Source organism: Rubellimicrobium arenae (assembly GCF_017916275.1).
GTDB lineage: Bacteria > Pseudomonadota > Alphaproteobacteria > Rhodobacterales > Rhodobacteraceae > Rubellimicrobium > Rubellimicrobium arenae.
In genome coordinates, this window is sequence record NZ_JAFMST010000001.1 from 450655 (window position 1) to 464413 (window position 13759).

Genomic DNA, 13759 nt, shown 5'->3' on the forward strand with positions numbered 1-13759 from the left:
CTCTAGCGCGGCCCGAGCGGGCGGGCAACGGTCCTACTTGCGAAACTTGTCCAGGCTGACCACCTGGCCGGCTCCGCGTCCGCCGCCGTCAGGCCCTTCATCACCGTCCCTGGTGGGCTTGCCGGGAGGCGGAGTCTCGGGCTCGGTGGGCTGAGCCGGCGCACCCTGGGTCTCGAACCGCAGGCCGAACTCGACCGAAGGGTCCACGAAGGTCTTGATGGCGTCCCAGGGGATGAACAGCGGCTCGGGGTTGTCGCCGAAGTTGAGCGTGACCGAAAAGCCTTCCTCGCTGGTCTCCAGGTCCGCAAACCAGTGCTGGATGACGATGGTCATCTCGCCCGGGTAACGGTCGGAAAGCCAGTCGGCGATCTCGACGTCCGGATGCTGGGTGTCGAAGGTGATGAAGAAGTGGTGCTTGCCGGGAAGGCCGTTGGCGGCCACATCCTCGAGCACCTCGTGGATCAGGCCACGCATGTGGCGATGCATGAGGTGTCCGTAGTCGATGGTACGCGTCACAGGCCGTTCCCCCTTAGTCTCACGGGTTGGAGCATAGGGAAATCCTCGCCGGGCGGAAGAGGGGGCATCAGACCGCTCCGGCAAGGTGGAGCAGGCCCGCCAGTGCGGTCACGATCGCCAGGGTGGCCAGCATCGACAGGTGCCTGCCCAGGAGGAGCCAGGCCGCGACAAGGGACAGCGCCGCCGCGACAGGCTGGACCGACGTCCAGACCGGAACGAGCATCCGGATCGGCCCCGCCTCGACGGTCCCGACCTCGGCAAAGAGGACATGGAGCGCGAACCAGACCGACAGGTTGAGAATCACGCCGACGACGGCGGCGGTGATGGCCGAAAGGGCTGCGCGCAGGCGCGGCTGGCCTTCCAGCCAGTCGACCAGCGGCGCGCCCGCGAAGATCCAAAGAAAGCAGGGAACGAATGTGACCCAGATGGCCATCAGGCCGCCAGCGACGGCGAGTGCGACGCTTCCCTGGTTGAGGCCCGCCACGATGGCCACGAACGCCGTCACGAGGATCAGCGGCCCTGGCGTTGTCTCGGCCAGCCCCAGCGCATCCATGAGTTGCTCGGTGGAAACCCAGCGGTAGGCCGACACCACCTCCTGCGCCATATAGCTGAGGACAGCATAGGCTCCGCCGAAGGTCACCACCGCCAGCTTGGAAAAGAAGAGGCCGAGGTCGGTCAGGAAGCCCTGTCCGGCCAAGGCCACGAGCGCGACTGGCGCCCACCAGAGCCCGAATCCGACCGCCAGGGTCGCGGCCAGGCGTCCCGGATGCAGCCGCGGTGGAGCAAGGTCCCGGGGCGTGTCCCCGGCGGACAGGGCGCCCCAGAGTCCGGCCGCCAGGACCACCAAAGGAAATGGGACTCCGAAGGCGAACAGGGCGAGGAACGCGAGGCCGGCCAGCACCCAGTGCCCGCGGGACTTGAGCGCCCGCCGGGCCACCCGGTGGATCGCCTCGATGACGATGATGACCACGGTGGCCTTCACGCCCAGGAACAGGGCCTGGACCAGGGCCATGTCGATGAAGACGCCGTAAGCCAGCGCCAATCCGAAGATGATTGCCGCTCCGGGAGCGACGAAAAGGGTGCCCGCGATCAGGCCGCCGACCAGGCCGTGGAGCCGCCATCCGGCAAAGGTGGCAAGCTGCATGGCCTCGGGGCCGGGAAGCAGCATGCAGAAGCTGAGCGCCCGCAGAAATTCCGGCTCGTTCAGCCAGTCGCGCTCCTCGACCAGCTCGCGGTGCATGAGCGCGATCTGCGCGGCCGGACCGCCGAAGCTGAGAAGACCGATTCGGAGAAATACCCGGGTCAGTTCGCCGAGACTTGGCTTTTGTGCGGTCATCTGGGCTCCCGGATCGTCAGGAGGTGGATGGTGCAGGCCCTGGTCCAGGTCAAGCGAAGGTATCATGACGGTCCTGACCTGCGTCACCCGACCGGCGGGTTCAGCTCCCGGCGGAGCTTGAGGCGCAGCGCCCGTGCATAGTCGCGATGACCTTCAGCCCCGACGACGAACCCGTCGCGGGTGATGAGCTCATGCCGAAAGAAGAACGCCACCGCGTTGCCGGTGATCTCGATGGCGATGGCGTTGACGGTGACCGCATCCGCCTCGGCAGCGGCGCGGGCTACGGTCGTCGTCATCCCCATGTTCCGCTGGCCGTCTCCGGATACGTCGATCACATGCCGCCGGCAATCCGGCACCTCGGCCAGCAGGCCGAGCGCCCGCTGCACGGCGTCCCCCGGGGCAGTTCCCGACCCGATGAAGGCGCGGGGCAGGGTGCCCGCCTCTTCGGCCAGCAAGGTGACATCGGCGGGGGTCGTCATGCGCCGCCACGGAATCGAGACATGCTGGTTAGTGGTTCCCGACCACTGCATCACGGTGAGGGCGACCTGTCCATCCACAAGGGCTTCCTTGATGAAAGGGTCCGCCAGGGCCTCGGCCAGGCCGTCGATCTGAAGACGGTATTCCTCGTCGTCGACCGAGTTCGAGACATCGATGGCGAGCACGAGGGCCGTATCGCAGGAACCATCGGCAACCCCGGCGACGGCAGGGATCGCAAGGCAGGCCGCAAGGACGCTAAGACAGGCGTGCAGCATGCGCGCATGGTGCGACGGCAGGCCGGTTCCGATCAAGCGATAGTGCCGCGAGAATGCGGGGGCGCACCCGAGCCCCGCCAAGGGACTTCGCGGGATCATGGACCTTGGGGCCGACCTTCCGCGCGCACGGCCGCGTGCCGGGTCCATGACGGCCTTCGGTCCGCAGCATCCGGTCTCATTGAGCTTAGGGTAAGGGTAAGGTGCAGGCTTCTGTTGCCAGGTGCCTGCGGACCCCGCCTAGAGGGGCTAACCCCTAGGACTTAGGTTCGGCAAACCCGGACTGCTTACGCAGCCAGAGCCATCGCCGGAGCACGGTTGTCGTTGGCAACTGTACTGATTGGACCGATAACGGTGGTACCTCACCGGGACAAAGCAAACACCTTTACACGTTCGTCGATCCTGTTTCGGCCCCATTCGCCCCCCAACGAGGGGATGTCTGGTGGAGCCGCCGGGTACCGCCCCCGGGTCCGATCCGTTTATTCCGTGCGCGTTTATGCCCATAGTCCCGAAGGACAAGACGGAAGATAGGACGCTTCCATGCCGGATTCAACGGGTCGATCAGGCCTTCTCGGCCACAACAGGCCAGCCGTGTCCTGGATGCATCTGGACGTCGAAACAACCCGGAGACGCAGGGGGCCACTGGCCCCCCGGCACCAGGCGTCAGCGCGGAAGGGCCGCGGCCTCGGCGGCGAGCTTGGAAATGCCCGCCCAGTCGCCGGCACGGACCATGGCAGCCGGGGCCACCCAGCTTCCGCCGACGCAGATCACGTTCGACAGCGCGAGGTAGGTGAGGGCGTTCGACAGCGACACCCCGCCCGTCGGACAGAACTGCACCTGCGGAATCGGTGCGCCCCAAGCCTTGAGCGTGGGCACGCCGCCGTTTGCCTCGGCGGGGAAGAACTTCTGGACGGTGTAGCCGCGCTCCAGGAGCGCCATCGCCTCGGACGGGGTGGCGGCGCCCGGAAGCAGCGGCAGGTCGTTGGCCTCGCAGGCGTCCATGAGGCGGCGGGTCGCGCCCGGCGACACGCCAAAGGTCGCGCCGGCTTCCTTGGCGGCTTCGACATCCTTTTCGGTCAGCAGCGTGCCGGCCCCGACCACGCCGCCCGGCACCTTGGCCATCTCGCGGATGGCCTCGAGCGCGGCCGGGGTCCGCAGCGTCACCTCAAGGGCGGGAAGGCCGCCTGCAACCAGGGCTTGGGCCAGGCTCGCCGCATGGGCGGCGTCATCGATGACCAGCACAGGCACCACGGGCGCAAGGGCGCAGACGCGGGCGGTCAGCTCTGAGGCGTGGTCGGGGGTCATCTCGGGATCCTTTGCAGTGGACCCGGCGAAGGTCGGCGCCTTCGGCGGGCGAATGGACGACTATGGGGCCGGGGTCGCTAGAGGACGACCGCCGCGCCTTCCGTAGCGGGGCCGACGTTCCGACGGAAGACGGCAAACAGATCGCGGCCCAGCCCGTCCTCGTTGTCGGACAGGTCCACAGGGTCGGCGGTGCGACCGGCCAGATCGGTCAGGCACTCCAGCCGGCCCGACGTGGCGTCGAGCCGCAGAAGGTCGCCGTCCCGGAGCAGCGACAGCGGGCCGCCGTCCGCCGCCTCGGGGGAGACATGGATCGCGGCCGGCACCTTGCCCGAAGCTCCGGACATGCGGCCGTCGGTCACCAGCGCCACGCGATAGCCCCGGTCCTGGAGAACGGCCAGCACTGGGGTCAGCGCATGAAGCTCGGGCATGCCGTTGGCCTTGGGACCCTGGTAGCGGACCACGACGATGGTATCGCCCGTGAACTCCCCGGCCTTGAAGGCGGCCTTGACGGCGTCCTGGCTCTGGAAAACCCGGGCTGGAGCCTCGATGACCTGGCGCTCCGGCGCGACGGCGGACACCTTGATGACCGCGCGCCCCAGGTTGCCCGCCAGCTGCACGAGCCCGCCGCTGGGCTGGAACGGGTCCTTGGCCGGCCGGAGGATCCTGTCGTTCTCGCTCGCGCCCGGACCTTCGGCCCAGGTGAGCCGGCCATCCACGAGGCGTGGCTCCTTGGTATAAAGATGGAGGCCGTCGCCGGCCACGGTCACCACATCCTCGTGGAGGAGCCCCGCGTCCAGGAGTTCCCCGATCATGAACTGGAGACCTCCGGCGGCGTGGAAATGGTTCACGTCCGCGAGCCCGTTCGGATAGACCTTGGCCATCAGCGGCACCCGCGCCGAGATATCCGAGAAATCCTGCAGGTCGAGAAGGATGCCGGCCGCCCGCGCCATCGCGGGCAGGTGGAGCACGAGGTTCGTCGAGCCGCCGGTCGCCATGAGACCGACGATCCCGTTCACGAACGTCTTTTCGTCCAGGATATCGGCGATCGGGCGATACTCGTTGCCAAGCGACGTGATCGAGACCGAGCGTTCCGCGGCCGCCACGGTCAACGCGTCGCGCAGGGGGGTGTCGGGGTTGACGAAGCTGGCGCCCGGAAGATGCAGGCCCATGAACTCCATGAGCATCTGGTTCGTGTTCGCGGTGCCGTAGAAGGTGCAGGTGCCCGGGCCGTGGTAGGAGGCCATCTCGGCGGCCATCAGCTCCGCGCGCGTGGCCTCTCCGGTGGCGAAGCGCTGGCGGACCTTGGCCTTTTCGTCGTTCGGGATGCCCGAGGTCATGGGGCCGGCCGGGATGAAGATGCCCGGCACATGCCCGAAGCTGGCCGCCGCCATGACGAGGCCGGGGACGATCTTGTCGCAGATGCCGAGATACAGCGCAGAGTCGAAGGTGTTGTGCGACAGCGCCACCCCGGCAGCCAGCGCGATGACGTCGCGGGAGAAGAGCGACAGCTCCATGCCCGTCTGCCCCTGCGTGACGCCGTCGCACATGGCCGGAACGCCGCCCGCCACCTGCGCCGTGCCCCCGGCGCGGTTGATCGCCGCCTTGAGGATCGGCGGGTAACCCTCGTAGGGCTGGTGAGCCGAGAGCATGTCATTGTAGGCGGTCACGATGCCGACGTTCGGGACCCGTCCCTCGACGAGGGCCTCCTTCTGAGGGCCCATCGCGGCGTAGGCATGGGCCTGGTTGCCGCAGGCGAGGTGGGCCCGGCGGGTCCCCGCCTCCTGCGCGCGGGCGATCTTGTCCCGGTAGCGCGCCCGAGCTTGGGTCGAGCGTTCACGGATCCGGTCGGTGACGGCGGCGATGGCGGAGTCGAGGGGCATGGGAGTCCTCCTGGAGGCGACAAGAGGGATGTAGCATCGACTGTTAGCGCTAACAATGCCTGGAAGGCGGGTTCAGCTGCGGTTCATCCGCGCAGGTCGGCTCATTGGGGGCGCCCGGCGGCCTCTTCCTCCGGCGGGTCCGGCGCTATATGGGGACCGCATGACCGTGCCCCATTTCTTCGAGCCACCCTATCCCGTCGTCCGCCTGAGCCCCAAGGCCGAGGCGCGTGCCATCCGGCATGGCTTTCCGTGGATCTATGCGGGCGAGATGGTAATGGATCGCCGGACGAGTTCGCTGCTGCCCGGTGCGCTCGCCGTGCTGGAGGACAGCGAACGGCGTCCCATGGGGATCGTGACGGTCAACCCGCAGAGCAAGATCGTCGCCCGGATGCTGGACCAGGATCCTGCGGCCGTCATCGATGAGGACTGGCTCGCAAGGCGGCTGAACCGGGCCCTGGCCCATCGCGAGGCGCTGTACGACCAGCCGTTCTATCGTCTCGTCCATGCGGAGGCGGATGGGCTGCCGGGGGTGGTGATCGACCGCATGGGCGACCTCGCGGTCGTGCAGCCCAACGCGGCCTGGTCCGAGGCACTGATCGGTCCGTTGGTCTCCGCCCTGGCGCGGGTGACGGGCGTCACCCGGGTCGTCAAGAACGGCTCGGGCCGCGCCCGGTCGCTCGAGGGCCTGCCCGAGGAGATCGTCATGGCTCTGGGCGCCCCGCCCGAGGGGCCGATCCCGGTGCCGATGAACGGGGCGACCTATTTCGCCGACGTGCTGGGCGGGCAGAAGACGGGGCTCTTCTACGACCAGCGGCCGAACCATGCCTTCGCGGCAAGGCTGGCCCGGGGCGGGCGGGTGCTCGACGTCTTCAGCCATGTCGGCGGGTTCGGCCTCGCGGCTCTGGCGGGCGGCGCGGAATTCGCGCTCTGCGTGGATGCCTCGGACGCCGCCCTGACCCTCGCGCGGACCGGAGCCGAAGCCATGGGCGTTGGGGAGCGCTTCGACCGCCGGAAGGGCGATGCCTTCGAGGAAATGGAACGGCTCGCGGCCGAAGGGCAACGGTTCGACGTCGTGGTCTGCGATCCTCCCGCCTTCGCGCCGTCCAAGAACGCCCTTGATGCCGGGCTCCGGGCCTACGAACGGGTCGCCCGTCTGGCGGCTCCGCTGGTGCGGGATGGCGGCTACCTGGGGCTCTGCTCCTGCTCGCACGCGGCGGACCTGGCCAAGTTCCGGGCCGCGTCGGCCCGCGGGATCGGGCGCGCGGGCCGGCGGGGCCAGATCATCTGGACCGGCTTTGCCGGGCCCGACCATCCGACCCTGCCGCACCTTGCGGAATCGGGCTACCTCAAGACGCTGTTCTTCCGGCTTTGACCCGGCTGCGCGTCCTTCTGGACGCCTGCGTCCTGTATCCGACCGTCCTGCGGGAAATCCTGCTGGGCGCCGCCGGTGCGGGCCTCTTCACGCCACTCTGGTCCGCCCGCCTGCTGGAGGAATGGGCGAGGGCCGCCGCGCGCCTTGGGTCGGAGGGGGAGGCCGTCGCCCGAAGCGAGGTCGCCGCGATGCTGGTCGGCTGGCCGGACGCGATGGTGTCCGGGGCCGAAGGGCTGGAGCGGCGGCTCTGGCTGCCCGACCCGGATGACGTGCATGTGCTCGCGGCGGCCGTGGCTGCCTCGGCGGATGCGATCCTGACCTTCAACGCCAAGGACTTCCCGCGCGGCGTCCTGGCCGAGGAAGGGCTGCTCCGGCTTGATCCCGATCAGTTCCTGTCCGAATTGGCCGAGAGGCATCCCGAGGTGCTGCGGCAGGTCGTGCAAGCCTCGGTCGACCGGGCGACACGCCTTTCGGGAGAGGCATGGACCGCGAAGACCTTGCTGAAGAAGGCGCGGCTGAACAGGCTGGCCAAGACGCTTGCGCGGCTCAGCGGGTGAGCTTCAACTCGCCGTTGACGATCTCGATGCGGGAGAACCGCTGAAGGTAGCTCATCCCCAGCAGCGAGGATTCGAGGTCGCCATCGGTCACGACAGCGTGGACGTCATCATCCACGATCCCCTCCAGCGACACCTCGTCCAGCGTGACGCGGGCCGTGCGCACCTGGCCGTTCGCCGTCCCCGCGAGGCCCAGATAGGGAAGGCTCTCCGGATCGATCCCGGCGGCGCGCGCGTCGGTGCGGGACAGGACCATGTCGGTGGCGCCAGTATCCACGGTGAACACCACGGGCGCGCCATTCACCTGCAGCGTGAGGTAGTAGTGGCCATTCATCGCGCGGGGGACGGTGACGGACTGGCCTTCGGGCGTGACGACCGCCTGCTGCGACGGGAGAACCGCCGACTTGATCTCGGGCCAAAGCCCGAAGACGGCGATGGCACCCAGAAAGATCAGGACCCAGATGGCCGCCTGCGTCAGCACCTGCCCCATGCGGCCCCGGGACGCGACCAGATAGGCCCCCGCCACGAGCAGAAAGAGAAGACCGAGGTAGAGAAGGCTGGCGGTGTCGTCGGCGGACATGGGACAGATATGGGTGAGGGTGGCCCGAGGTGGAAGGGCCCTCGCCACGCGGTGAACCGGGGAGCCGGAAAAGAATTCGATCCCGCGGGGCCTCTGGGTGGCCCGGGCCTCCCGGCGTGCGGGGATGGCGGGGCGGTCCAGTCCGTCCGGGTTCACGGCGCGGGCTTGAGTCTAAGGAGGGCGCGGGGCCCGGTATGTGGGCGGCTCAGAGTTGCGCGCCTATGGGCCTCGGCGCAAGCGCCGGGGCTGATGCCTGCTCATGGTTCCTGTTCCCCGGGCTGGGCCGGATGCTAAGTTGTGCTGGCAGCATCCTGGATTGGCGTGGTTAACCAACCGTGACCGCAACGCACGCCCGCCCCGGATCCCTGCAACGCCCAGGAGCCGGCCCGGGCGCCGCGCGGTGGTCCCGCGTCAGGCGGCTTCGGCCTGGTCCAGCTTTTCCTGGGCGGCCATCCACAGCTCCTCGGCGCGGTGGAGGCCGTCCATGATCTCGGCGTATTTCTTGTTCCAGGTTTCCAGCTCGCCCTTGCGGGCATCCTCATAGAGCTCGGGATCGGCGAGCTTCTTGGCGAGCCTGTCCCGCATCTCCTCGATCTTCTTGAGGCGTTCCTCGCATTTGCGGACCTCGGACCGCAGCGCCAGGATCGCCTCGCGCGAGGGACGCGGGGTCTTGGGCTTTTCCACCACCTTCTCGGCGGGCTTGTCGCCGGCCAGGAGCATGGCCCGGTAGGCTTCGAGATCGTCCTCGTAGGGCCGCACCCGGCCATCCTTGACCAGCCAAAGCCGGTCCGCGACCATCGACAGCAGGTGCATGTCGTGGCTGACCAGGATCACGGCGCCGCTGTAGGCCGAAAGCGCCTCGACCAGGGCTTCGCGGCTCTCGATGTCGAGGTGGTTGGTCGGTTCGTCGAGGATGAGGAGGTGCGGCGCGTCCAGGGTCGCGAGAAGGAGCGACAGGCGCGCCTTCTGACCCCCGGACAGGCGGCCCACCTCGGTCTCGGCCTGCGCGGCCAAAAGTCCGAATCCCGCCAGCCGGGCGCGGAGCCTGGACTGGTGCTCCTCGGGCCGGAGCCGCTGGATGTGCTGGAGCGGCGTCTCGTCGACGTGAAGCTCGTCCACCTGGTGCTGGGCGAAGAAGCCGATGCGGAGCTTGTTGGAGCGCGTCATGCGCCCTCGGGCCACGGCGAGCCGGTCGGACAGCATCTTGGCCAGCGTCGATTTCCCCTCGCCGTTGCGGCCCAGGAGCGCGATGCGGTCGTCCTGGTCGATGCGCAGGTTCAGGGAATGGAGCACGACGTGGTTGCCGTAGCCCACCGCCGCATCCTCGGTCGTGATGATCGGGGGCGACAGCTCCTCGGGCTCGGGGAAGGTGAAGATGGTGCGGGCGTCATCCTCGGGCAGCCGGATCGTTTCCATCCGGGCCAGCATCTTCACGCGGCTCTGCGCCTGCTTGGCCTTGGACGCCTTGGCCTTGAAGCGGTCCACGAAGGCCTGGAGGTGGGCGCGGCGCTCCTCCTGCTTCTTGGACTGCGCGATCAGGTTCGCCCGCTGCTCGGCCCGCTGGCGGGCGAACTGGTCGTAAGGCCCGTTCCAGTAGGTCAGCTTGCGTTCGCTGAGGTGCAGGATGCCGGTCACGGACCGGTTCAGCAGCTCGCGGTCGTGCGAGACGATGAGGACGGTGTGGGGATACTTGACGAGGTAGCTTTCGAGCCAGAGCGCGCCTTCGAGGTCGAGGTAGTTGGTCGGCTCGTCGAGCAGGAGGAGGTCGGGCTGCGAGAAGAGCACGGCGGCCAAGGCCACGCGCATCCGCCACCCCCCCGAGAAGGCGGAGCAGGGCATCCGCGTTTCCTCGTCCGTGAAGCCCAGGCCCTTGAGGATCGAGGTGGCCCGCGCCTCGCCGGACCAGGCGTCGATGTCGGCCAGCCGCATCTGGATCTCGGCGATGCGGTGGGGGTCCGTGGCCGTGTGGGATTCGTCCAGCAGCGCCGCGCGTTCGGTGTCCGCCGCGAGAACCGTGTCGAGAAGCGAGACCTCGTTGCCGGGGACCTCCTGCGCGACGCCTCCGATGCGGGCGCCCCGGGGCACCTCGATCGAGCCGGTGTCGAGCGTGAGCTCTCCCCGGATCAGGCGGAAGAGCGTGGTCTTGCCGGTGCCGTTGCGGCCCACGAGCCCGACCTTGTGGCCGGTGGGGATGGTGGCCGAGGCATGCTCGATCAGCGGGCGGCCTTCGACCGAATAGGAGATGTCGTCGAGGCGGAGCATGGAGCGAACCTTCGGGATGGGACGGGCGGGCGACCTGTGCCGCAACTGGGGGCGGGGCGTCAACCGGACTGACCGGGAACCCGCCGCATGACGGGGGGTTTTGCCTTCGACGCAGGTCGCCGCGCGAGGAAGATGGCGATGGAGGTCCCCCGGATCAAGCGCGCCGCCCCATGGGCCGAGGACGGATCGCAGCCGGCCGAGCCGGAGGTGGACCCCGGACCGCGGGGTATCCTGGTGCCCGAGGCGATGATGACCGAAGCGCCGCCGGGGATCCTGCCCGACGAGGGCCTGCCGGAGGGCTTCGATCCCGAGGACCAGCCGCAGGAGGCGGCCGAGGACCGCCTGAGGGCGGGCGGGTGCCTCTGCGGGGCGGTCCGCTACACCCTGCGGGGAGAGCCGACGGTCGTGGGCCTGTGCCATTGCGCGGATTGCCGGAAGGAGTCGGGCGGCGTGGCGGTGCATTTCGGGGACTGGCCGGCCTCGGCGGTGCGGATCACGGGGCGGCTGGCGACGCATCGTGGGCGGAGCTTCTGCCCCGCCTGCGGGTCGCGCATCGTCCACCTGTCCCCGGACACGGCCGAGATCATGCTGGGGACGCTCGATGACCCGCCCAGCGACCTGCGGCCGGGGATCGAGATCTGGACGATCCGGCGCGAGCCGTGGCTGGCCCCCGTGCCCGGCGCGAAGCAGTTCGACCGCGACCCGCCCTGAGGGGGTTCCCGGGCCCGGGCGGCCATGCTAGGGGCGCGCCCGGAACGCCTGGGCACGGGGCCCGGGCCTGCAAGGACGACACCATGGCCACCGAGCGCACCCTTTCGATCATCAAGCCCGACGCGACCCGCCGCAACCTGACGGGCAAGATCAACGCCAAGTTCGAGGACGCGGGCCTGCGCATCGTCGCGCAGAAGCGCATCCAGCTGACCAAGGCCCAGGCCGAGAAGTTCTACGCCGTCCACTCCGCCCGCCCGTTCTTCGGCGAGCTGACCGAGTTCATGGCGTCGGGCCCGGTGGTGGTCCAGGTCCTCGAGGGCGAGGGCGCGGTGCTCAAGAACCGCGAAGTGATGGGCGCCACCAACCCGAAGGACGCCGCCCCGGGCACCATCCGCGCCGAGTTCGCGGAATCGGTCGGCGAGAACTCGGTCCACGGCTCTGATGCGCCCGAGACGGCCGCCGAGGAGATCGCGTTCTTCTTCTCGGGCCTCGAACTGGTCGGCTGACGCCCGCCCTATGACGCTGGAAGGCCCGCGCCGGTCGGTTGCGGGCCTTTTTCTTTGCCCGAGCCTCGGGCAGGGTCGCGCCACACTGTCCAGGGGAGTCTCATGAGGACCTTTTTCAGCGAGGATCACCGCCTGCATTTCCCGCAGGCCGAGCTGTCGGGGGGCGAGTTCGTCACGCCCTATGAGCGGCCCTCGCGGATCGAATACGTGCTGGCGCGCCTGAAGGAGCGCAGGCTGGGCGAGATCGTTGCGCCGGATGCGGTCGACATGGAGCCGGTCCGCAAGCTCCTGGATCCCGGGTTCCTCGCTTTCCTGGAAACGGCCTATGACGACTGGAAGGCGGCCGGGCAGGGCGGCGAGGTGATCGCGGCCGGGATGCCGACGCGCCGCCAGCGGCACGACCGCATCCCGCGCAACATCGACGGCAAGGTCGAGTACTATTGCCACGCCAGCGAGACGGCGATCACCGGGGGCACCTGGCGCGCGGCCCAGGCGTCCATGGCCTGCGCGCAATCCGCTCAGCGCGAGGTCGCCAACGGAGCACGGGCGGCCTTCGCGCTCTGCCGGCCGCCGGGGCACCACGCCACCTACGACCAGTACGGCGGCTACTGCTTTCTGAACAACGCGGCGGTGGTGGCGGACATGTTCCGCACGAACGGCGCGGGCCGGGTCGCGATCCTCGACATCGACTTCCATTCGGGGAATGGGACTCAGGACATCTTCTACCGGTGCGGCGACGTGATGTTCGCCTCGATCCACGGCGATCCCCTGGACACCTACCCCTACTTCGCGGGCTTTGCCGACGAGACCGGCGAGGGCGAGGGCGAGGGCACGACGATCAACGTCCCCTTCGGCCCCGGCACCCCTTATGGCCCCTGGGCCGAGGCGCTGGACGGCATGATCGCCCGCATCAAGGACTGGGGCGCCGAAGCTCTGGTCGTGTCGCTGGGCGTGGATGCCTACAAGGACGATCCGATCAGCTTCTTCAAGCTCGACAGCCCGGACTTCCTGGACGCAGGCCGGCGGATCGGGCGCATGGGCCTGCCCACGGTCTTCTGCATGGAAGGCGGCTATGCGATCGAGCAGGTCGGCATCAACACGGTGAACGTCCTTGAAGGCTTTGAGGATGCGTGAGCTGACAGTCGCCGCGCCGCAGTTCGCCGCCTCCGAGGAGCCGTCGGAAAACCTCGACAAGGCCGAGGCCGTCGTCCGCGCGGCGGCGGCCGGGGGCGCAAGGCTCATCCTGCTGCAGGAGCTGTTCGAGACCCGCTACTTCTGCATCACCGAGGAGCCGCGCCACCTTGGGCTGGCCCAGCCGTTCGAGGGCAACCCGCTCATCGCGCGGTTCGCGGACCTGGCGCGGGAGCTGGGCGTCGTGCTGCCGGTGCCGTTCTTCGAGAAGGCGGGGCAGGCGCATTTCAACTCGGTCGCCGTCGTGGACGCGGATGGTCGGGTGCTAGGCGTCTACCGCAAGAGCCATATCCCGCAGAACCCGGGCTATGAGGAGAAGTTCTACTTCTCCCCCGGCGATACGGGGTTCCGGGTCTGGGAGACGGCGGTCGGCCGGATCGGCGTCGGGATTTGCTGGGACCAGTGGTTCCCCGAGGCGGCGCGCGCCATGGCCCTGATGGGGGCGGAGATCCTGCTCTATCCCAGCGCCATCGGCTCCGAGCCCGAGCTGCCCGGCTATGACAGCCAGCCCCATTGGGAAACCGTGATGCGCGGGCACGCGGCGGCGAACCTCATGCCGCTCGTCGCCTCCAACCGCATCGGAGACGAGCCGCAGGGCGGGCGCGAGGTGATGTTCTACGGGTCGTCCTTCATCGCCGGACCGGCCGGGGAGATCCTCGCCAAGGGGTCGCGCGACCGGGAGGAGATCGTCACTGCGACCATCGACCTCGAGGCCTGCGCCCAGATGCGGGCGGGCTGGGGGCTGTTCCGCGATCGCAGGCCGGACCTGTACGGACGGCTGAACGCACTCTGAGGCG

General features: G+C 69.0%; 13 protein-coding genes and 1 other RNA gene. 6 read left to right on the forward strand and 8 right to left on the reverse strand.

Annotation, left to right across the window (positions count from 1 at the left end):
- Window positions 1-33: 33 nt before the first annotated feature.
- From J3P31_RS02190 to edd, 6 genes are all read right to left on the reverse strand, one after another.
- A complete protein-coding gene (locus J3P31_RS02190) occupies window positions 34-516 on the reverse strand; it encodes an SspB family protein (protein WP_210526746.1) in 483 nt (160 codons plus the stop codon).
- Between the two features lie 67 nt (window positions 517-583).
- Window positions 584-1852 carry a chromate efflux transporter gene (chrA, locus tag J3P31_RS02195; protein WP_210526747.1) on the reverse strand — a complete coding sequence of 423 codons (1269 nt, stop codon included), beginning with the start codon at window positions 1850-1852 and terminating at the stop codon, window positions 584-586.
- Between the two features lie 83 nt (window positions 1853-1935).
- A complete protein-coding gene (locus tag J3P31_RS02200; RefSeq protein ID WP_210526748.1) occupies window positions 1936-2604 on the reverse strand; it encodes a DUF1194 domain-containing protein in 669 nt (222 codons plus the stop codon).
- A 199-nt stretch (window positions 2605-2803) separates the two neighbouring features.
- Window positions 2804-3158, reverse strand: a transfer-messenger RNA (tmRNA) gene (gene ssrA, locus J3P31_RS02205).
- Window positions 3159-3264: 106 nt separating this feature from the next.
- On the reverse strand, window positions 3265-3906 hold the full coding sequence (gene eda, locus J3P31_RS02210; RefSeq protein WP_210526749.1) for a bifunctional 4-hydroxy-2-oxoglutarate aldolase/2-dehydro-3-deoxy-phosphogluconate aldolase: 642 nt from the start codon (window positions 3904-3906) through the stop codon (window positions 3265-3267).
- Window positions 3907-3983: 77 nt separating this feature from the next.
- On the reverse strand, window positions 3984-5786 hold the full coding sequence (gene edd / locus J3P31_RS02215; RefSeq protein ID WP_210526750.1) for a phosphogluconate dehydratase: 1803 nt from the start codon (window positions 5784-5786) through the stop codon (window positions 3984-3986).
- A gap of 160 nt (window positions 5787-5946) precedes the next feature.
- Here edd and J3P31_RS02220 point away from each other — a divergent pair, with 160 nt between their 5' ends.
- Together J3P31_RS02220 and J3P31_RS02225 are read left to right on the forward strand one after the other, a co-directional pair.
- Window positions 5947-7158 carry an RSP_2647 family RNA methyltransferase gene (locus J3P31_RS02220; RefSeq protein WP_210526751.1) on the forward strand — a complete coding sequence of 404 codons (1212 nt, stop codon included), beginning with the start codon at window positions 5947-5949 and terminating at the stop codon, window positions 7156-7158.
- Window positions 7159-7163: 5 nt separating this feature from the next.
- Window positions 7164-7715, forward strand: coding sequence for an RSP_2648 family PIN domain-containing protein (locus J3P31_RS02225; protein WP_210526866.1), 552 nt, complete (start codon window positions 7164-7166; stop codon window positions 7713-7715).
- Here J3P31_RS02225 and J3P31_RS02230 read toward each other — a convergent pair.
- Both J3P31_RS02230 and J3P31_RS02235 read right to left on the reverse strand, forming a co-directional pair.
- Window positions 7705-8292 (reverse strand): retropepsin-like aspartic protease family protein, encoded by a 588-nt coding sequence (locus J3P31_RS02230; protein ID WP_210526752.1) that lies wholly within the window; start codon window positions 8290-8292, stop codon window positions 7705-7707. The genes J3P31_RS02225 and J3P31_RS02230 overlap by 11 nt on opposite strands.
- A gap of 411 nt (window positions 8293-8703) precedes the next feature.
- Window positions 8704-10554 (reverse strand): ABC-F family ATP-binding cassette domain-containing protein, encoded by a 1851-nt coding sequence (locus J3P31_RS02235; protein ID WP_210526753.1) that lies wholly within the window; start codon window positions 10552-10554, stop codon window positions 8704-8706.
- Between the two features lie 87 nt (window positions 10555-10641).
- Here J3P31_RS02235 and J3P31_RS02240 point away from each other — a divergent pair, with 87 nt between their 5' ends.
- From J3P31_RS02240 to aguB, 4 genes are all read left to right on the forward strand, one after another.
- Window positions 10642-11265 carry a GFA family protein gene (locus J3P31_RS02240; protein WP_246849187.1) on the forward strand — a complete coding sequence of 208 codons (624 nt, stop codon included), beginning with the start codon at window positions 10642-10644 and terminating at the stop codon, window positions 11263-11265.
- 83 nt (window positions 11266-11348) lie between these two features.
- Window positions 11349-11771, forward strand: coding sequence for a nucleoside-diphosphate kinase (gene ndk / locus J3P31_RS02245; protein WP_210526754.1), 423 nt, complete (start codon window positions 11349-11351; stop codon window positions 11769-11771).
- A gap of 102 nt (window positions 11772-11873) precedes the next feature.
- A complete protein-coding gene (locus J3P31_RS02250; RefSeq protein WP_210526755.1) occupies window positions 11874-12905 on the forward strand; it encodes a histone deacetylase family protein in 1032 nt (343 codons plus the stop codon).
- Window positions 12898-13755 carry an N-carbamoylputrescine amidase gene (gene aguB, locus J3P31_RS02255; protein ID WP_210526756.1) on the forward strand — a complete coding sequence of 286 codons (858 nt, stop codon included), beginning with the start codon at window positions 12898-12900 and terminating at the stop codon, window positions 13753-13755. The genes J3P31_RS02250 and aguB overlap by 8 nt, the downstream gene beginning before the upstream one ends.
- The last annotated feature ends 4 nt before the right edge of the window (window positions 13756-13759 follow it).

Coding starts and splice junctions, on each gene's coding strand:
- chrA (WP_210526747.1), bottom strand. CDS start 1,852: ATGACCGCACAAAAGCCAAGTCTCGGCGAACTGACCCGGGTATTTCTC.
- J3P31_RS02200 (WP_210526748.1), bottom strand. CDS start 2,604: ATGCTGCACGCCTGTCTTAGCGTCCTTGCGGCCTGCCTTGCGATCCCT.
- eda (WP_210526749.1), bottom strand. CDS start 3,906: ATGACCCCCGACCACGCCTCAGAGCTGACCGCCCGCGTCTGCGCCCTT.
- edd (WP_210526750.1), bottom strand. CDS start 5,786: ATGCCCCTCGACTCCGCCATCGCCGCCGTCACCGACCGGATCCGTGAA.
- J3P31_RS02220 (WP_210526751.1), top strand. CDS start 5,947: ATGACCGTGCCCCATTTCTTCGAGCCACCCTATCCCGTCGTCCGCCTG.
- J3P31_RS02230 (WP_210526752.1), bottom strand. CDS start 8,292: ATGTCCGCCGACGACACCGCCAGCCTTCTCTACCTCGGTCTTCTCTTT.
- J3P31_RS02235 (WP_210526753.1), bottom strand. CDS start 10,554: ATGCTCCGCCTCGACGACATCTCCTATTCGGTCGAAGGCCGCCCGCTG.
- J3P31_RS02240 (WP_246849187.1), top strand. CDS start 10,642: ATGACGGGGGGTTTTGCCTTCGACGCAGGTCGCCGCGCGAGGAAGATG.
- ndk (WP_210526754.1), top strand. CDS start 11,349: ATGGCCACCGAGCGCACCCTTTCGATCATCAAGCCCGACGCGACCCGC.
- J3P31_RS02250 (WP_210526755.1), top strand. CDS start 11,874: ATGAGGACCTTTTTCAGCGAGGATCACCGCCTGCATTTCCCGCAGGCC.
- aguB (WP_210526756.1), top strand. CDS start 12,898: ATGCGTGAGCTGACAGTCGCCGCGCCGCAGTTCGCCGCCTCCGAGGAG.